The 16378-nt window shown below is 68.9% G+C and carries 21 protein-coding genes; all 21 read right to left on the reverse strand.

Annotated elements, in window-relative coordinates; translation table 11 throughout:
- Positions 1 to 92: 92 nt before the first annotated feature.
- The 21 genes from DBV35_RS23105 to motA all read right to left on the reverse strand — a co-directional run bounded on the left by DBV35_RS23105 (position 93) and on the right by motA (position 16317).
- Positions 93 to 1040: a flagellin N-terminal helical domain-containing protein gene (locus DBV35_RS23105; RefSeq protein ID WP_108662707.1), complete on the reverse strand. Its 948-nt coding sequence runs from the start codon at positions 1038 to 1040 to the stop codon at positions 93 to 95.
- A 327-nt stretch (positions 1041 to 1367) separates the two neighbouring features.
- Positions 1368 to 2255 carry a hypothetical protein gene (locus DBV35_RS30335; protein ID WP_157961928.1) on the reverse strand — a complete coding sequence of 296 codons (888 nt, stop codon included), beginning with the start codon at positions 2253 to 2255 and terminating at the stop codon, positions 1368 to 1370.
- Between the two features lie 243 nt (positions 2256 to 2498).
- The gene (locus DBV35_RS23115) at positions 2499 to 2744 is read right to left on the reverse strand and encodes a hypothetical protein (protein WP_108662709.1); all 246 of its coding nucleotides are present in this window, start codon (positions 2742 to 2744) and stop codon (positions 2499 to 2501) included.
- A gap of 126 nt (positions 2745 to 2870) precedes the next feature.
- Positions 2871 to 3437, reverse strand: coding sequence for a hypothetical protein (locus tag DBV35_RS23120; protein ID WP_108662710.1), 567 nt, complete (start codon positions 3435 to 3437; stop codon positions 2871 to 2873).
- 249 nt (positions 3438 to 3686) lie between these two features.
- Entirely contained in the window at positions 3687 to 4622 is a 936-nt protein-coding gene (locus DBV35_RS23125; protein ID WP_108662711.1) for a flagellin N-terminal helical domain-containing protein, read from the reverse strand.
- Positions 4623 to 4803: 181 nt separating this feature from the next.
- Positions 4804 to 5529 carry a flagellar type III secretion system pore protein FliP gene (gene fliP / locus DBV35_RS23130; protein ID WP_108662820.1) on the reverse strand — a complete coding sequence of 242 codons (726 nt, stop codon included), beginning with the start codon at positions 5527 to 5529 and terminating at the stop codon, positions 4804 to 4806.
- 62 nt (positions 5530 to 5591) lie between these two features.
- Positions 5592 to 6104, reverse strand: a complete 513-nt coding sequence (locus tag DBV35_RS23135; RefSeq protein WP_108662712.1) for a flagellar basal body-associated FliL family protein — start codon at positions 6102 to 6104, stop codon at positions 5592 to 5594.
- Positions 6104 to 6820 carry a flagellar basal body L-ring protein FlgH gene (locus DBV35_RS23140; protein WP_108662713.1) on the reverse strand — a complete coding sequence of 239 codons (717 nt, stop codon included), beginning with the start codon at positions 6818 to 6820 and terminating at the stop codon, positions 6104 to 6106. Before DBV35_RS23140 ends, DBV35_RS23135 begins: the two co-directional genes overlap by 1 nt.
- Positions 6817 to 7359: a MotE family protein gene (locus tag DBV35_RS23145; RefSeq protein WP_108662714.1), complete on the reverse strand. Its 543-nt coding sequence runs from the start codon at positions 7357 to 7359 to the stop codon at positions 6817 to 6819. Before DBV35_RS23145 ends, DBV35_RS23140 begins: the two co-directional genes overlap by 4 nt.
- Positions 7356 to 8462, reverse strand: a complete 1107-nt coding sequence (gene flgI / locus DBV35_RS23150) for a flagellar basal body P-ring protein FlgI (protein ID WP_108662715.1) — start codon at positions 8460 to 8462, stop codon at positions 7356 to 7358. The genes DBV35_RS23145 and flgI overlap by 4 nt, the downstream gene beginning before the upstream one ends.
- A complete protein-coding gene (gene flgA / locus DBV35_RS23155) occupies positions 8459 to 8923 on the reverse strand; it encodes a flagellar basal body P-ring formation chaperone FlgA (protein ID WP_108662716.1) in 465 nt (154 codons plus the stop codon). The genes flgI and flgA overlap by 4 nt, the downstream gene beginning before the upstream one ends.
- Entirely contained in the window at positions 8923 to 9711 is a 789-nt protein-coding gene (gene flgG, locus DBV35_RS23160) for a flagellar basal-body rod protein FlgG (RefSeq protein ID WP_108662717.1), read from the reverse strand. Before flgG ends, flgA begins: the two co-directional genes overlap by 1 nt.
- Positions 9712 to 9821: 110 nt before the next feature.
- Positions 9822 to 10118 carry a flagellar hook-basal body complex protein FliE gene (gene fliE / locus DBV35_RS23165; RefSeq protein ID WP_108662718.1) on the reverse strand — a complete coding sequence of 99 codons (297 nt, stop codon included), beginning with the start codon at positions 10116 to 10118 and terminating at the stop codon, positions 9822 to 9824.
- The gene (gene flgC / locus DBV35_RS23170) at positions 10115 to 10543 is read right to left on the reverse strand and encodes a flagellar basal body rod protein FlgC (RefSeq protein WP_108662719.1); all 429 of its coding nucleotides are present in this window, start codon (positions 10541 to 10543) and stop codon (positions 10115 to 10117) included. The genes fliE and flgC overlap by 4 nt, the downstream gene beginning before the upstream one ends.
- The gene (locus DBV35_RS23175) at positions 10540 to 10956 is read right to left on the reverse strand and encodes a flagellar basal body protein (protein ID WP_108662720.1); all 417 of its coding nucleotides are present in this window, start codon (positions 10954 to 10956) and stop codon (positions 10540 to 10542) included. Before DBV35_RS23175 ends, flgC begins: the two co-directional genes overlap by 4 nt.
- A gap of 88 nt (positions 10957 to 11044) precedes the next feature.
- The gene (gene flhB, locus DBV35_RS23180) at positions 11045 to 12145 is read right to left on the reverse strand and encodes a flagellar biosynthesis protein FlhB (protein ID WP_108662721.1); all 1101 of its coding nucleotides are present in this window, start codon (positions 12143 to 12145) and stop codon (positions 11045 to 11047) included.
- 42 nt (positions 12146 to 12187) lie between these two features.
- Positions 12188 to 13210 (reverse strand): flagellar motor switch protein FliG, encoded by a 1023-nt coding sequence (locus tag DBV35_RS23185; protein WP_205648813.1) that lies wholly within the window; start codon positions 13208 to 13210, stop codon positions 12188 to 12190.
- 2 nt (positions 13211 to 13212) lie between these two features.
- The gene (fliN, locus tag DBV35_RS23190) at positions 13213 to 13530 is read right to left on the reverse strand and encodes a flagellar motor switch protein FliN (RefSeq protein ID WP_108662723.1); all 318 of its coding nucleotides are present in this window, start codon (positions 13528 to 13530) and stop codon (positions 13213 to 13215) included.
- Between the two features lie 40 nt (positions 13531 to 13570).
- Positions 13571 to 14536, reverse strand: a complete 966-nt coding sequence (locus DBV35_RS23195; protein WP_108662724.1) for a hypothetical protein — start codon at positions 14534 to 14536, stop codon at positions 13571 to 13573.
- Positions 14517 to 15440 carry a flagellar motor switch protein FliM gene (locus DBV35_RS23200; RefSeq protein ID WP_108662725.1) on the reverse strand — a complete coding sequence of 308 codons (924 nt, stop codon included), beginning with the start codon at positions 15438 to 15440 and terminating at the stop codon, positions 14517 to 14519. Before DBV35_RS23200 ends, DBV35_RS23195 begins: the two co-directional genes overlap by 20 nt.
- A 7-nt stretch (positions 15441 to 15447) precedes the next feature.
- Complete coding sequence (motA, locus tag DBV35_RS23205) at positions 15448 to 16317, reverse strand: flagellar motor stator protein MotA (protein ID WP_108662726.1); 870 nt, start codon at positions 16315 to 16317, stop codon at positions 15448 to 15450.
- Positions 16318 to 16378: the final 61 nt, after the last annotated feature.

The following is a 16378-nucleotide window of genomic DNA, read 5'->3' on the forward strand; positions in this document are numbered from 1 at the left end:
AAAAAGAAACGGCGGTCCCGTGGAACGGGCCGCCGTCAAGGCGGGTGGCGCTCGCCCCGAGCGCCACCTGTGGGAGAGGGAGGCCGTTCCGCTTAGCGGAATAGGGCGAGGACGTTCTGGGCGGAGGCGTTCGCGATGGAGAGCGATTCCACCGAGAGCTGCTGCTGCGTCTGGAGCGCACGCAGACGGGTGGATTCCTCCTCCATGTTCGCGTCGATCAGGGCGCCGACGGCCCGGTCGTTCGCGTCCATCAGGGCGGAGACGAACATCTGCTGCGACTCTGCGCGCGCCAGGTTCACACCGACCGTGTTCTGCGCCGAGATCACCTCCACGAGGGCGGTGTCCACGAGCTCGATGAGCTGGTCGAGACGCATCAGGTCGTCCGCCGAGTCGGTCAGCGCACTGATGTCGATGCTGACGATCGTCGCGGTGGTGGCGGCGAGGGCGCCGGCCGCGGCGACCGCACGCTCCTGGTCGAGGATGCCGGTCTTGGAGGCCGCCGTCGTGTGGGCGTCGGTCAGGACGATCGTGGAGATGTCGAGGTCGATCGTCGAGATGGCGATGCCGGCGGCGGAACGCTCGAAGGAGGCGACCACCGACTTGGTGGCGTTCCAGTCGGCCGCGGAGGTGTCGACCGCGAGGAAGTTCTGCTCGTTGATGACCGACGCGGAGGCCTTGTTCTGCATGTCGGTCTGCAGGCCGCTGATCTGCGTCTGCACGTTGGTGCGGTCGACGCCCGGCTGACGAGCCGCGACCATGAGTTCCTTCATCTGCTGAAGGTTCTCGCGGGTCGTATCGAGACCGTTATAGACCACGTCGAGGGTCGAGTGGCCGAGGGCGATCGCGTCGCGGACCGCCCCGAGGGCGCCGTTGTCGGAGTCGGTCGTCGTCGCGATGGCCCAATACGCGGCGCTGTCGGACGCCTGGGCGATACGCAGGCCCGTCGAGACGCGGTTGTTCGTCGTGTTGAGGCTCTGGTTGATCTGGTTGAGCGTCTGCAGCGCAACCATCGCCGCGGTGTTGGTCAAAAGGCTCGTCATCGTCTTTCCCCTGATGATTACTGAAAGACATGCCGACGGGCGGCAGAGCAGGACGGCGTCATGCCTTTGGTTCTCGCGCGCGCTGCTCGGCGACAGAGCGAGGTGGGCACTCGCCCGACCAACCTGCGATGCAAAGCGATATAGGGACGCGAGCTTGCGCGGGGATTGGCGAAACCGACGGTCGCGGCGTGCAAGCCGAATTGCCCTTGCGGCCGGATTTGGCACCGCCCCGGACAAGGCGGCGCATGGCGGCGTGCGCGGCCGGGATCGCGCCCGAACGCGCCCGTCCGCCCGCGCCGCCGCGCCGTCCTGCCGAGGGCGGGCGCACTAGGCGGCCGCGCTCGTGACCGGCGCCTCGACCGTGCCGCCCGTGCCACCGGTGCCACTCGTGCTGCCGGTGCCGCTTGTGCCGCCGGTCGCCCCTGTCGGTGGCGTGTTGGCGATCGGCAGATCGGTCTTGGAAAGCGCCGTCTTCGCGCGGATCGCGAGCAGCATCGCCGCCGTCTCCTCGAGATTCTTCTCCACCAGCGCCGGGTCGGGGAAGGCGCTGATGTCGATGAGGGCGGCGATGAAGGAGCCTTGCGACTTCGCGCGCGCCACCATCGTCGTCACGAGCTGCGACTGGGAGATGATGTCGATGAGCGCCGCGTCGACGATGCCGAGATATTCGGAGAGCGTCGTGAGGTCGGCGACAGAATTGGTCAGCGCCGAGATGTCGATCCGCTCCACCGCGCTCGTCGTGGCGCCGACCGTGCGGGCCTTGGCGAGAATCTCGCGCGCCGCGGGGAGGCCGCCGCCCTGGGCGTCGGGCCGGGCCTGCTGGTTCGCGGCGGAGTTTTGGCTCCGGGCGCCGGTGAGGATGGCGCGGAGCTGGCTCTGCTGTGTCGCGATCACCTGCTGCGCCGCGGCACGGTCGGCCCCGCTCGACTGCGCGGTGGCCAGCGTGTCGCGGATCGTGCCCACGCGCTCGCGGGCGCTGTTGATGATCCCGGCCGCGCGCTCCAGCGCCACCCCGCCGCGCACGATCGCGTCGCGCATGGCGTAGAGCGCCGTCAGCTCGGCCTGCGTGCTGCCGCTGATGGTCCAGTAGGCCGTGTTCGCGCGTGGCTCGGTCGGCCGCTGTGTTGCGTTGATCTTCTGGGTCGCAAGCTCCGTGTTGACGGCGTTCAGGGGCTGAACGGCCGGACTCATGGAGATATTCGTCAAATAGCTCATCACCGTTTTCCCTACTCGATCCTGGGCGATACATGCCGTGGGGCGATGCGCGCGGGCGTCATGCCGTTCGCGGCCGCCCTATCTCGCGGACCGCAACGTGCACCTCGCTTCGATCATGCGCGTCGCGCTTGCCTGGGGCCGGGATGGGCGCGTTTTGCGGCGCGGGGTCGGGGATAGCTGCCAATCGTCTTTCAGCTTTGACGCGATGGTGGGGCGGCGGCCGTGTGTCGCCGCCGCCGCCGATCAGCGCAGGAAATCAAGGGTGAGCTCCAGTTTCGGCCGCTTTTCGATCATCACGAGCAGCGACTCGGTGTGACGGACGAGAAGGTCGTCGATCGGATCGCGCGCGGCGGGCTGCCGGTCCATGGCGCGGCGTCGCGGGTGGGCGCGGACGGGGGCCGCGGGCGCGCCCGAGGTCGAGCCGCCAGGCGTGCGGCGGGCCGATGGACGGGGCGCGGTGATCGGGTCGGACGAGAATTTGGTCGACATGGGCAGATCCACACAAAGAGAGAAGCGGGCGCCCGCGACGGGGCGGGCGGGGCGCACTTGGGCCGCGCGGGCGCCTCGGAGGAGGCGGCGCCGGTGTTCGGCCGGGCCGGGGGAGGCTGCGCGGTGTCAGCCGGCCGGCTCCAGGGTGGCGCGCGCGATGATGCGGTTGAGCCAGGCGACCGGTGTGAGGCCGGGCGCGATCGCGTGCTTCCTGGAGAAGGTGGCGTCCCCCGACGGGGAGCGCTCCTCCGCGAGCGGGCTCTGCATCCGGCGCGCCCGGCGTGCGGCCTCGAGCGCGTCGTTCACGAAGCGCCGGTCCGGCGCGACGGGACAATGGTGCGGCACGAGCGGGCGTCCGGCGAGGTAGATCACGTTGCCATAGGCCGAGATGACGGCTTCGGCCGGGGCGAGGCGCCGGTCCGCGCTCATGCCGAGGAGGGGCGGGATCGCGGCCTGTGCGAGCGCCGGGAGCGGGTCGTTCGCCGCGCAGGCGCGGATGCGGCCGACGGCCGTCCGGTAGTCGATGATCCGGCCCGGCGTGCGGGACGCGGCGGCCATGGGGGTCGGACGGGGCGGGTCGGTGAAGACGAAGCTCAGCTGCGTCGCGAAGTCGTCCGCAAGGCGCGCGGCGACGGGGGTGTCGTGGATGCTTCCGGGCGCGCCGGTGAGGCCGCCATCGAGGTCGTTCATCATGTTATCGATCCTCCACGCAAATACATCGCAGGGTGAGGGTCGAAGGTGGCGCGGCGGGGGTGTCTGCCCCTCCGGGGCGCTGTGACCGTGCCTCTCGAACCTCGCCAGATGAACGCGCAAAGGGCGGAAATCTTTTCGTCTAAGCGCCCGAAAATACGGCGAGTTTTTTGAATTACAGCTTCCCCGAAATAGAAAAGGCCGCCCCTCGAAAGGGGCGGCCCGGTTCGTCCGGTTGAGACCTCGCGCCGCTTAGCGGAAGAGGGCGAGGACGTTCTGCGCGGAGGCGTTGGCGATGGAGAGGGATTCCACCGAGAGCTGCTGCTGTGTCTGCAGGGCCCTGAGGCGGGTCGATTCCTCTTCCATGTTGGCGTCGATCAGCGCGCCGACCGCCCGGTCGTTCGCATCGATCAGGGCGGAGATGAACGATTCCTGCGATTCCACACGCGCGAGGATCACGCCGACGCTGTTCGAGGCCGAGATGACGTCGACCAAGGCCGCGTCCACGATCTCGATATAGTCGTCGAGGGTCTGCAGGTCCGCCGCCGAGTCGGTGAGGGAGGAGATCGCCGTGCCGTTGAGGCCGGTGATCGATTCCGTCGTCGCGTTGGTGCCGGTGCGGTCGATGTCGAGGATGCCCGCCGGGGTACCGCCCGCCGGATCGATGAGCTTGATCGTGTCGATGTCGAGCGTGATGGTCGAGACCGCGATCCCGGCCGAGGAACGCTCGAACGAGGCGACGATCTGCTTGTCCGCGTTGTAGCCGGCGGCGGCGGAATCGACGGACAGGAAGTTCTGCTCGTTGATCACCGAGGCCGAGGCCTTGTTCTGCATGTCGGTGATGAGGCCGGTGATCTGCGTCTGGATGTTCGCACGATCGACGCCGGGCTGGCGTGCGGCGACCAGGAGCTCCTTCATCTGCTGAAGGCTCTCGCGGGTGGAATCGAGGCCGTTATAGACGACGTCCATGGTCGATTTGCCGAGCGCGAGGGCGTCGCGCACGGTGGAGAGTGCGCCATTGTCCGAGCTCGTGGTGGCGGCGATCGCCCAATAGGCGGCGCTGTCGGACGCCTGGGCGATCCTGAGGCCGGTCGAGACGCGGTTGTTCGTCTCGTTGAGGCCGCGATTGATGTCGCTCAGCGTGCGCAGAGCGACCATGGCGGCGGTGTTGGTGAGAAGGCTCGTCATCGTAGTTCCTCTACTCGAAGGCTTTCGGGGGGAAACATGCCGATGAAAGGCTACGCAGTCGGGCATCATGCCGTTGGCGCGCCGCGTGGTGCGGCGTGCGCTCAACCTGCGCTGCGACCTATCTGGAGCCGCTTGCTTGCGCGGGGCAGGCGTGCGACGCGCCCGCCCCGTTCGTCGAGTCTTAAGTGAACGAGCGCACGAGGGATCCGATCAGGAGGTTCCAGCCGTCGATCAGCACGAAAAACAGGATCTTGAACGGCAGCGCGATGACGGTGGGCGGCATCATCATCATGCCCATCGACATGATGAGCGTCGCGACGATGAGGTCGATGACGAGGAAGGGCAGGAGGATCAGGAAGCCGATCTCGAAGCCGCGCCGCAGCTCCGAGATCATGAAGGCGGGGATGAGGGTGCGCAGTTCCACAGCCTTGTCCGAGGCCGGGTCGATGCCGGCGAGGTCGGCGAAGAGCTCCAGGTCGCGCGGGCGGACCTGCTCCAGCATGAACTCGCGGAAGGGGGTGGTGATGCGGCCGTAGGCCTCCTCCTCGGTGATTTCGTTCTGGGTGAGGGGACGGACCCCGTCCTGCCAGGCGCGGTCGAAGGTCGGCCCCATGACGTAGAAGGTCATGAAGAGGGCGAGCGAGATCATCACGATGTTCGCCGGCGTCGTCTGCAGGCCGAGCCCGGCGCGCAGGAAGGAGAGGGCGACGATCAGCCGGGTGAAGCTCGTCACCATGATGAGGAGCCCCGGCGCGAGCGACAGCACCGTGATGAGGGCGACGAACTGGATGATGCGCGCCGAGGCCGAGCCCGCCCCCTCGGGCAGGAGCTGGCCGAGATCGAAGGCCGGCGCCGCGTCCTGCGCGAACGCGGGCGCGGCGAGGGTGACGACCGGAACCGCGATCATCGCGAAGAGGGCGGCCGGTGCGGCGGCCCGGCGGAGGCTCATCCTCCTTCCGATCATCCGGGTCATTGGAGGACCATCGTCTCGATGATGAGCTCCTGAACCGACCCGCCGGAGTTGATGCGGGCCCGCTCGTTGAGGTCGTCGCGCAGGTGGTTGAAGGCGCTCGCCCCCTGCAATTCGCCGAGCGAGACGGTGCGCAGGAAGGCGAGGATGCTCTCGCCCATGACCGCCTTCATCCGCTCCACGTCGTCGACGGCCTCGCGGTCGAACACCATCGCGGTGTCGAGCCGGATCCACACGTCCTGCGGGCTCGCGAGGTTGGTGAGGACGGGTTCGATCTGGGCGATGGCGCTGTTCTCGTCCCAGGCGAGGGCCGCCTCGTCCTTGGTCGGGGCCTCGTTGGCGCGCTTCGTCGCGACCGTCGCGATCTTGTCGACCTGCTGGATCGCGAAGAAGCCGCCCGCGCCCGCGCCGAGGATCGTGATGCCGAGGACCGCGAGGATCAGCCCCATCGGGCTTCCCTTCGGCGCCTCCGCCTCGGCCTCGGCGGGTTGTTCGATGTCGTCTTCATCCATCAGAAGGGCACCACTCTGTCATAGATCTGCTGGCCCCAATTGGGGGACTGGATCTCGCTCTGGCGGCCCCGGCCGCCATAGGAGATGCGCGCCTCGGCGATCTTCTCGTAGCTGACGGTGTTCGCGCGCGAGACGTCGAGCGGGTTGACGAGACCGGCGAGGGTGAGGACGCGGATCTCGTCGTTGACGCGGATCTCCTGCGAGCCGGAGATCAGGAGATTGCCGTTCGCGAGCACCTCGGTGACGACGACGGCGACGCTGAGATCGAGCTTCTCGGAGCGGTCGATCGCCCCCGTCCCGCGATAGCGCGAGTTGGAGCCGATGCCGAGATTGCCGGCCGCCTCGCCCGAATTCTCAGGTCCGTCGAAGCCGCGCGCGGTACCGAAGATCGAGAAGTCGAAATTCGAGTCCGCCTCGCGCCTGCGCTCGCTCTCATTGTCGAACTGGGCCTTGTCGTCGATCTCGATGACGACGGTCAGCGTGTCGCCGACATTCTTGGCCCGCACGTCGGTGAGGAGGTCGCGGTTGCGCCGCCCGTAGAGGGAGGTTGGGTCGCCATAGCCGGGCTCGGGGATCGTCACCGGCAGGGCCGTGCGGGTGACGGTGAGGCCGTCCCCGATCGGGCTCAGCGCCGGGGTGCCGAGGAGCTGCCCCTCGGCGCATCCGCCGAGCGAGAGGCCGGCGAGGCCGGCGGCCAGGAGCGCGCGCCGCCTCATCCGGCGGACCGTTGCGGTTCCGCGCGCGAGAGGCCGGCCATGATCGAGGCGATCCGGGCGGCCTTCTTCGGCTCCATCTCGTTGAGGATCGCCGAGGCGGTGCGCGGCGAGACCTTCGCGATGACGGCGGCGGCCGTCAGCTCGTCCATGACGGCGAGCTGGGCCGAGGCCGCGTCGGGGCGCATCCCGGAATAGATCGAGACGAGGCCTTCTTCGGCGAGGCGGAGGAATTTCTCGCGGCGCGACAGCCACTCCTCGTACTCCGCGCGCTTCTTCTCCAGCGCCTGGAGGCGGGCCTCCACCTTCTGCTCGGCCTCCTGGAGCGTCGCGAGCTTGCGGGCGAAGCGCGCGTCGGCCGCCTCGTCGGCGAGGTTGGTGCAATAGGCGATCGCCGTCTCGTCGACGGGCTGGGGCTGGGCGGCGGCGATGAGCGGCGGCAGCACCGCCATCCCCCCGATGAGAAGGGTGAGGACCCCGCCCGCGACACGGCGGGCCGTGCGCGGCGTCGACGGGGCGTGGGCGTGAAGTGGATGCGTCATTGGACGATGAGCTCCGCTTGAAGGGCGCCGGCTGTCTTGATGGTTTCAAGGATCGAGATGATGTCGGTCGGCTTCAGCCCGATGCGGTTGAGGCCGTGGACGAGGGTCTGGAGGTCCGTCCCGTTGACGACCGCGAGCTTTCCGCCGGCCTCGTCCGCGCTCACCATCGTGTTCGGCTCGATCGCGGTGACGCCGTCGGAGAAGGGGTTCGGTTGGACGACGGTGGGCGTCTCGGTGACGCGCAAGGTGAGGTTCCCGTGCGCGAGCGCGACGGTCGACACCTGGACATTCTGGCCGATGACGACGGTCCCGGTGCGCTGATCGATGACGACGCGGGCAGGAATGTCGGGCTCCACCTCGAGGTTGCCGATCTCGGCGAGGAAGCGCGTCGCGCCGACGCTCGCGGGCTTGTGGAGGAGGACGGTGCGCAGGTTCTGCTCCGCCGCGATGCGCCGGCCCCAGCGGGTCTGCGTGTAGGCGTTGATCGCGTCGGCGATCTTGGCGGCGGTGCGATAGTCGGGATTGTTGAGCTCCAGGACGAGGCGATCGAGGCCTTCGAGCGAGCCCGGCACGCGCCGCTCCACCAGCGCTCCGTTCGGGATGCGTCCGGCGGTGGCGACGCCCTGTGTGAGGTCGGCGGCCGCGCCCTGGACGTTGACGCCGGAGGCCTGCACCGGCCCCTGCGCCACCGCATAGACCTGGCCGTCGCCGCCGGTGAGGGGGGTGACGACGAGCGTGCCGCCGCGCAGGCTCGTCGCGTCGCCGATCGAGCCGAGCGAGACGTCGATGCGCGAGCCGATGCCGACGAAGGGGGGCAGCGTCGCGGTGACGGTGACGGCGGCGACGTTCTGCGCCCGCAGCGGCACGCCGCGCACGGCGACGCCCATCCGGTCGAGCATCGATTTCAGCGCCTGCTCGGTGAAGGGCGCGTTGCGCAGCGTGTCGCCGGTCCCCTGCAGGCCGATGACGAGGCCGTACCCGATCAGCTGGTTGTCGCGCACGCCCTGGACGGTCGTGATGTCCTTGACGCGCGTCGCGCCCGCCGGCGCGATCGCCGCGAGGAGCTCCAGCACCGGCAGGAGGGCGAGGATCCACCGCCTCATGGCGCCGACACCTCGATCGCGCCGTCCATGCCGACGATGCCGCTGATCGTGCGGCCCGAATCGATGTTGCGCGCCTGGATGATGTCGCCCGGCCCGCCATCCTGCTGCGGCATCACCGTCGCAGTGATGGTGAGGTTGCCCATGCGGAAGCGCGCCTCGGTCGGCCGGCCGCGCAGGACGAGCTTCACCTCGCGGAAAGCGTTGGCGGGGATCGGCTTGCCGGCGGGAAGCGTGCGCCGCGCCTCGCGCCCGATCGCGAGCGAGGGGTCGGTCAGGACGGCGAGGGGGCGCTCCGGGTCGTAGTAGAAGTGCTTCTCGGTGAGGCTGCCCGGCATGATCCGCTCGCCGCGCTCGATCGTCTGCGCGGGCACCGGGAGGAGGCCGCCCGAGTTGTCGGCCGCCGCCGGCGCGGCGGCCGCGACGGCGCCGCCGGCGAGGAGGGCGAGGACGGCCCGGCGCATCAGCGGATGCCCTGCGAGATGACGCCGGCCATGTCGTCGGCGGACTGGATCACTTTGGAGTTCATCTCGTACGCGCGCTGGGCGGCGATCAGCTCGGTGATCTCCTTCACCGCGTCCACGTTCGACGATTCCAGATAGCCTTGATGGACGACGCCGATCCCGTTGATTCCGGGAAAGCCGACCACGGGCTGGCCGGAGGCGGGCGTCTCGCGGAAGAGATTGTCGCCGATCGCCTCGAGGCCGGCGTCGTTCGCGAATGTGGCGAGGCTGAACTGGCCGAGGAGCTGCGGGTCGACCTGGCCGGCGATTTCGGCGAACACCTCACCGGACTTGTTGATCACGACCTCGGTCGCATTGGCCGGGACGGTGAGGCCGGGGTCGACGATATAGCCGTCGAGCGTGATGATCTCGCCGTTCGGCCCGAGATTGAAGGCGCCGGCGCGGGTGTAGAGGGTCTCCCCGTCGGGGCCGGTGATCTGGAACCAGCCCTTGCCGTTGATCGCAAGGTCGAAGGGGTTGGAGGTCTGGGCGAGGGAGCCCTGCATGTGGAGATTGCGCACCGCGATGGTGCGCACGCCGAGACCGATGCGGGTCCCTTCCGGAACGGGCAGTTCGCCGCCGCGATTGGGCACGCCCTGCGCGCGGTTGGTCTGGTAGAGGAGGTCGGCGAACTCTGCGCGCGACCGCTTGAACCCGGTCGTGTTGATGTTCGCCACGTTGTTGGCGATCACCTCGAGGTTCGTCTGCTGGGCACTCATGCCGGTGGCGGCGATGGCGAGGGCCTTCATGTCGCGCTCCTATGGACAAGGGGGGTCGCGCGGCCGGACGGGTCTGGCCGTGGTGGGCACGCTCTGGTGCCGTCGATGATGGTGGCGAGGTGGACGGATCTGGCTGAGGCTCAGATCTGCATCCGGCTCACTTCCTGGTAGGCGGCGACGACGCGGTCGCGCACGGCGATGGCGGCGCGCAGCTGCTGCTCGGCCGTCATGAGGGCGCGCACCACGTTCTGGACCGACGCGTCGCCATTGACCCCGGCGATCGAGGCCGCCTCGCCGGTGCGAAGGGCGTCGCGTGCGGAGGCGGCGACTTCGGCGAACATGCGCTGGAAGGTTTCGTCCGGTGCGCCGGTGCCGTTCGTGCCGACATTCGCGGGGCGCTTCGGCTCGGCGCCTGTGATGGCTGAGATGTTCATCATGAACCGTTCCTCAAAAGATCGATGGTCATCGAGATCATCGAGCGAGCTCGTTTCATCATTTGGAGATTGGCTTCGTAGGAGAGATTGGCTTCACGCATGTCGGTCATCTCGACGAGCGGATTGACGTTCGGATACTTGACGTCGCCCTCCACGTCGGCGGCCGGATGCGCGGGGTCGTGCTCCACGACGAAGGGGCTTTCGTCGAGCCCGGTGCGCTTGACCTTGACCGAGAGCGCGCCGATCGCGCGGTCGAGCTCGGCCCCGAAGACGATGGTCTTGCGCTGGTAGGGGTCGGCGCCGGCCGAGCCGCCGGTTGAGCGCGCGTTGGCGATATTCTCCGCGACGACGCGCAGCCGATAGGACTGCGCCTCCAGCCCGGCGCCGGCGAGGCGGGAGATCGCCGCGAGGGGATCGCCGCCCGTCACCGGAACGACACCGCGCTGAGGAGCATCCGGTGGAAGGTGCCGATGACGGACAGCGACAGCTGGTGCGTGCGCTGCGTCTCGTCGGCCTTCATGAGCTGCTCGTCGAGGGAGACCGTGTTGGCCGAATGGCTGACGTCCCAGCTGTCGCTCTCGTCGACGTCCGCCGCGCTCATCTCGAGCGGGGTGGGGGCGAGATGGGCGGGCGAGGTCGTCGCCATTTGCACGCGGCGGGCGTGGATGTCGGCGACGAAGGGCTCGATATCGCGGGCCTTGTAGCCTGGCGTGTTCGCGTTCGCGATGTTGCCGGCGATGGCGGCCTCGCGGGTCGAGGCCCAGGTCGCGCGGCGGGTCGCGTGGTTCATCACATAGAGCGGCGAGGGGGCCGCTTCGGTGGCGCTCGTTCCAACGATCATGTCGGTTTCCTGGGGGCTCCAGCGTCCGTTTCCTCGAACACCGCGACGGTACGGGACGCGGCTTGTCCGGGGCTGGAGCGAAAAAGAGCTATGCCGGCGTGTGGGGTGGACGCCGGCCGCCGGCCGGATCGGAGCGCGCGTAGACGTAGTAGAGGACCTCTGCGACGGCCCGGTAGAACTCCTCCGGGATGTGCCGCTCGACCTCGACCGCGTGGTAGAGGGCGCGCGCGAGGGGCGGGTTCTCCACGATAGGCACGCCGTTCTCGTCCGCGATCTCGCGGATGCGCAGCGCGACGAGGTCCGCCCCCTTGGCGACGAGCCGTGGCGCACCGCCGGCGCCGCGCGCATAGAGGAGCGCGACGGCGAAGTGGGTGGGGTTCGCGATCACCACCGTCGCCTTCGGCACCGCCGTCAGCATGCGCCGGCGCGAGCGGTCCTTCTGCGCCGAGCGGATGCGGGCGCGCAGGATCGGGTCGCCCTCGCTCTGCTTCAGCTCGTCCTTCACCTCGCGGCGCGTCATCTTGAGGTCGCGCTTCCACTTGAAGCGGGTCCACACGAGGTCGGCGGCGACGAGGATGATCGTGGTGGCGCAGACGACGGCGAGAAGGCGCGTCGCGATCGACAGGATCTGCGCGGGCAGCAGCGTCGGGTCGACGAAGACCGCGCGCACCACGTGCGGGATCTCGCCGGCGAGGAGCGTGACCGCGATGGTGCCGACCACCGCGAACTTGAAGAGCGAGCGCAGGAACTCGGCGATGCCGGGGCTGCCGAAGATGCGCTTCGCCCCCGCCACCAGCGAGATCCGCTCGAGCTTCGGGCGCACGCGCTCGGCGACGATGCTCGGCGGCGACTGGGCGAGCGCGGCGATCACGCCGAAGATCGCGAGCAGGATCACGATCGGCAGGACGAAGATCGCCGAGGCGCGGTAGACGTTGAGGAAGAGGGCGGTGACGTCGGTCCCGTCTTCCAGCGCGTAGCCGCCCGCGTTGTCGTGAATGCGCGCGAGATCGGAGACGAAGACGCGCGTCTGCTCGCTGATGAGAAGGCCGAGCACCACGAGGAGGCCGAGGAGCGAGGCGAAGGTCGGCGCCTCGCGGGAGAAGGGCGTCTGGCCCTTCTTCAGCGCGTCCTCGATCTTCTTGGCGGTCGGCTCTTCTGTCCGTTCCGAACTGTCGGGGCGGTCGCTCAAGGGGCGGCCCGCCGGCGCCTGGCCGGATCGGGCGCGCTCCCTTTATTGGACGAGCTCGCCATCCTCGTCGCCGGTCGACAGGTCGATCTCGCCACGCTGGCCCATGGCGAGCGCGAGGTCGGTGATCTTGCGTCGGGCATCGTTGACCTCGCGCTGCGTGGCGGGCTCGCCGGAGGCGAGTTCCTGCTCGACCATGCGCCGCGTGCGTGAGGCGAGGCAGGAGAGCACCGTGGTGCGGAAGCCGGCCTCCGTGCCCTTCATCGCCATGACGAGATCGGTGTTGTCGATGGCGTCGAAGAGGGCCGTGAGGGACTTCGGGTTGAGCTTGACGATGTCGTCGAAGGTGAAGAGCAGCGAGCGCAGGATTTCCGCCGACTTCGGATGGGTGTTGGAGAGACCGTCGAGAACGCCCTCCATCTGCGACCGCTCCATCTTGTTGATGATGTCGGCCATCCGGGCGTGGCTGTCGCCGCCCATGTTGAGCGAGAGGTTGACGGTGAAATCCTCGTGAAGCGCCTTCTCGACGAGCTTCAGCGCATCGTCGACGACGGCCTTGCAGTTCAGCATCCGCCGGGCGACGCCGTCGCGCAGATCCTGCGGCAGCTCGCTCATCACCTTGGCGGAGGTCGCGGGGTGCAGCTTGGAGAGGACGAGCGCCGTCGTCTGCGGGTGCTCGTTGAGGAGATAGGGCACGAGGCTCCCCTCCGAGACCGCCGAGATGCGGTCCCAGATCGACTGGTTCACCCGCCCTTCCATCTCGGCGATGATCTCGCGGATCTGGTCGGGGGGCAGGATCCCTTCGAGGAGCTTCTGGACCTGGGTGGCGTCGCCGACGAGGTTCGCGCCGATGCCGAACTGCTCGAGGAACTCGTTCACGAGATCCTCGACCTGGGTCACCGACACCGGCCGCAGCTCGGCCATCGCGTGGGTGACGGTCTTCAACTCGTTCTGGTCCCAGTGACGCATCACCGTGCCGGCGGCGCCCGGACCCATCGTCATGATGATGGTCGCCACCTTCTCGACGGGCGTCATCGACCGCGTGCGGACCATCGGGGCGGAGTTCATGGTCATTTCTCGTCGACGGAGGCCGGGCCGACGATCTCGGTCAGGGAGACGCCGAAGCGGGAAGAATCGTCGTCGACGACGACCACCTCGCCGCGCGCGATGGTGCGCCCGTTGACGACGATGTCGACCGGCTCGCCCACCCGGTGATCGAGCGCGACCACCTGGCCGCGCCCGAGCTTCATGAGGTTCGCGACCGGCATCGTCGCCGAGCCGAGCACGACCTGCATGACGACGGGGATGCGCAGGATCGTGTCGATGGACGGTTCGTTCGCGACACCCGCCTGGCGCGGCTTGGGCGTGGGGCTCTCTTCTTCGGACATGATGATCCTCTTGCTCGAACGGGGAGGGGGCGCGGCGGGGTCATCCCGCGCGCTGCGCGGCCTTGGCGAGGTCGTTCCAGGTGATGGCGCCGGTGCCGGTCTTCGGCGCGGCGGTCGCGATGCGCGCGACGGTGGCGCCGACGCTCGCCATCGGGGGGGCGGGCGGCGGCGTCCAGCGCGTCGCCTGCGCGGCGAGCGTCGGCTTCGCCGTGGCGGCGGTTGCGGCGAAGGGGGCGGTGGCAGGAGGCGCGACCGGCGCGTCCTCGGCGGTTTCGGCCGACTCCGGCTCGGTGGCCGGCGGGCGCATCATCACCATGACGGGGCCGGTCGGCACCGGGCGGGACTGGGCCGTCTCCGCCATCCGCGCCGGACGCTCCGGCGCACGGTGGAGGGTCGGCGGAACCGGGGGTGTCGTGTGCGAGGGCGCGTCGCCGTGGCCCGGCATCTCGGGCGGGGTGGGGGTCGCGGGAGCGGGTGTCGCCGCGGCACGGGCGGCGAGCTTGGCCCGCGCCGCCTCGGCCCGCGCGCGCGCCGCGTTGCGAATGCGCTCGGCGGCGGGGACGGGCGGTGCGACGTCCTCGAGCGGCCGCTTCGGCGGGGCCGCCGGCCTGGGCGCGGCGGCCTTCGGGGCGGCCGGTGCCGGAGCGGGAGCCGGGGCCGGGGCCGCGACCGCGCGGGGCGGGGGCGGCGGCGCAGCGGCGGCGGCGCGCTGGCCGTTGACGAAGGCCTCGGCCGTGCGTGTCGTCGCCTCGTCGACCTCGTTCATCATCACGCGCGCCTCGTTGAGGCGGGCGGCGAGGGTGACGGCCATGTTGCCGCCATCGGCCTGGAGCGCGCGCATCGCCTCGCGCGCATTGTCGAGCGCCTCGGACGAGCGGGCGAAGGCCCGCGCCGCCTCTCCCTGCAGCGCGTCGAAGCGCTGGAGCCGGCGATACATCAGGAGCACGGACGCCGACGTCGCCGCGAGCGCCGACAGGAGAACGAAATCAATGATTGAGGATATCACCTAAGAACTCCTGTTCTGGATCGAAGACTTCGTCGATGCGGAGCTTGTAGACGCCGTCCGACTGGCCGAGCTGGCACCAGAACAGCGCCTGCTCGTTGGCTTCGAGTTTCACCGGTGTCTTCGGCGTCGCCGAAAGCGGGATGATCTGGCCGGGCTTGAGGCGCGTGATGTCGCCGAGCGACATCTGCTTCTCTTCGAGGATCGCCCGCAGCGAGACTTCGGCGCGCGTGACGCCGGCCTGCATCTGCTTGACCCATGCCGGATCGCGCGTCCCCGGCTCGCTGTTCGCCGTCGTCGACAGCGAGCGGCGCACCATCTGGAGGCCGGCATGGGGCAGGATGACGAACATCTCGCCGCCGCGATTGATCGCCTGGACCAGGAATTTGGCGGCCGCGGCCTGCGAGTTGCGCCGGCCGATCACCGCGAAGTGCATCCGCGTCTCGAGCCGCTCCAGGCTGAAGGTCGCCTTCGTGGCGGCCGAAAAGGCCTGGCTCAGCGTGCCGCAGATCATGTCGGCGAGCTTGGCGCAGATCTTCATCTCGATATTGGAGAAGGTGCGGCCGTCCTCTTCCGGCTGCTCCTGCCCGTCGCCGCCGAACATCACCTCCACGATGGTGAAGATGAAGTCGCGGTCGAAGCCGAGCACGACCTCCGAGTCCCATTCGGGGACCTCGAGGATCGCGGCCACCGCGTTCGATTCGTAGGGTTCGAGGAGGTCGCCGATGCGGCCCTGCTCGATGTCCATCACCGAGAAATAGCAGGGTGAGGCGGCGATCGCGCGCAGCTGCTCGGCGCACTGGTTGGCGACGCGGTCGAAGATGACCGGCAGCATCGGCAGCCGGTCGATCTGGATCCCGGCGGCGTCGAGGAGGCGGTCGGAAACGGAGGTGTTGTCGGCGCTCATCGATGCCTCACGCCGCCTGCTTTTCGCCGCCGCCGAGGGCTTCGCGCTCCACCTCGTCGATGGTGGGGCGGTAGCCCGAGGCGATGGTCTTGCGGCCGTGCTCCAGCGCGATCTGCGGCATCGCCCCGTTGATGTAGGCGAGCAGCGCCTGCTTCGTGATGAGGAAGGGTTTCATCTGCTTCTCGCGGATCGTCTTGATCTTCGAGGACATCGGCGAGAAGAACGCGTAGGACGACAGGATGCCGATGAACGTGCCGACGAGCGCGGCGGCGATCAGCCCGCCGAGGATCTCCGGCGACTGGTCGATCGCGCCCATCGCCTTCACGATGCCGAGGACGGCCGCGACGATGCCGATCGCGGGGAGCGCGTCGGCGATCTCGCCGAGCGCCAGCGCCGGCTTCAGCTTCTCCTTGCGGATCGTCGAGATCTCCTGATCCATCAGCGCCTCGATCTCGAAGCCGCGCGCGTTGCCGATCAGGATCAGCCGCACATAGTCGCAGATGAAGTTGAGGAGCAGCTTGTCCTTCAGGATGTTCGGGAACTGCTTGAACAGCTCCGACTCCTCCGGATTGTCGACGTGCTCTTCAACCTCGTTGCGGGGCTTGGCCTTGAGGTCGCGCATCAGCGCGAAGAGGAGGCCGAGGAGCTCGAGGAAGTCCTTGCGCTTCGGCGCCTTGCCGACGGAGGCATCCTTGATCGCGCCAAGCGTCTGCTTGGCCATCGCGAGCGGGTTCGCGACGATGAAGATGCCGGCGCCGAGGCCGAAGATGATGAGGAATTCGAACGGCTGCCAGATGACCTCGATGTGGCCACCCATCGCCATGAAGCCACCCAGCATCGAACCGATGCCGACGACCAGACCCAATATGACTGCCAAGAGTTCATCTCCCGTAAGACCCGACGGGAGTAGACCGCGCCCAACTTGCGCGAGGCTGGAC

This window comes from Acuticoccus kandeliae, from assembly GCF_003073115.1.

What these genes read in the sequence shown, in the direction of transcription:
- DBV35_RS23175 (WP_108662720.1), bottom strand. Translation starts at nt 10,956, where the DNA reads ATGATCGTTGGAACGAGCGCCACCGAAGCGGCCCCCTCGCCGCTCTAT.
- fliE (WP_108662718.1), bottom strand. Translation starts at nt 10,118, where the DNA reads ATGATGAACATCTCAGCCATCACAGGCGCCGAGCCGAAGCGCCCCGCG.
- DBV35_RS23105 (WP_108662707.1), bottom strand. Translation starts at nt 1,040, where the DNA reads ATGACGAGCCTTTTGACCAACACCGCGGCGATGGTTGCGCTGCAGACG.
- fliP (WP_108662820.1), bottom strand. Translation starts at nt 5,529, where the DNA reads ATGATCGCGGTTCCGGTCGTCACCCTCGCCGCGCCCGCGTTCGCGCAG.
- flgG (WP_108662717.1), bottom strand. Translation starts at nt 9,711, where the DNA reads ATGAAGGCCCTCGCCATCGCCGCCACCGGCATGAGTGCCCAGCAGACG.
- DBV35_RS23200 (WP_108662725.1), bottom strand. Translation starts at nt 15,440, where the DNA reads ATGAGCGCCGACAACACCTCCGTTTCCGACCGCCTCCTCGACGCCGCC.
- flgI (WP_108662715.1), bottom strand. Translation starts at nt 8,462, where the DNA reads ATGAGGCGGTGGATCCTCGCCCTCCTGCCGGTGCTGGAGCTCCTCGCG.
- DBV35_RS23135 (WP_108662712.1), bottom strand. Translation starts at nt 6,104, where the DNA reads ATGGATGAAGACGACATCGAACAACCCGCCGAGGCCGAGGCGGAGGCG.
- DBV35_RS23145 (WP_108662714.1), bottom strand. Translation starts at nt 7,359, where the DNA reads ATGACGCATCCACTTCACGCCCACGCCCCGTCGACGCCGCGCACGGCC.
- fliN (WP_108662723.1), bottom strand. Translation starts at nt 13,530, where the DNA reads ATGTCCGAAGAAGAGAGCCCCACGCCCAAGCCGCGCCAGGCGGGTGTC.
- DBV35_RS23115 (WP_108662709.1), bottom strand. Translation starts at nt 2,744, where the DNA reads ATGTCGACCAAATTCTCGTCCGACCCGATCACCGCGCCCCGTCCATCG.
- flgA (WP_108662716.1), bottom strand. Translation starts at nt 8,923, where the DNA reads ATGCGCCGGGCCGTCCTCGCCCTCCTCGCCGGCGGCGCCGTCGCGGCC.
- DBV35_RS30335 (WP_157961928.1), bottom strand. Translation starts at nt 2,255, where the DNA reads ATGAGCTATTTGACGAATATCTCCATGAGTCCGGCCGTTCAGCCCCTG.
- DBV35_RS23125 (WP_108662711.1), bottom strand. Translation starts at nt 4,622, where the DNA reads ATGACGAGCCTTCTCACCAACACCGCCGCCATGGTCGCTCTGCGCACG.
- DBV35_RS23120 (WP_108662710.1), bottom strand. Translation starts at nt 3,437, where the DNA reads ATGATGAACGACCTCGATGGCGGCCTCACCGGCGCGCCCGGAAGCATC.
- DBV35_RS23185 (WP_205648813.1), bottom strand. Translation starts at nt 13,210, where the DNA reads ATGAACTCCGCCCCGATGGTCCGCACGCGGTCGATGACGCCCGTCGAG.
- DBV35_RS23140 (WP_108662713.1), bottom strand. Translation starts at nt 6,820, where the DNA reads ATGAGGCGGCGCGCGCTCCTGGCCGCCGGCCTCGCCGGCCTCTCGCTC.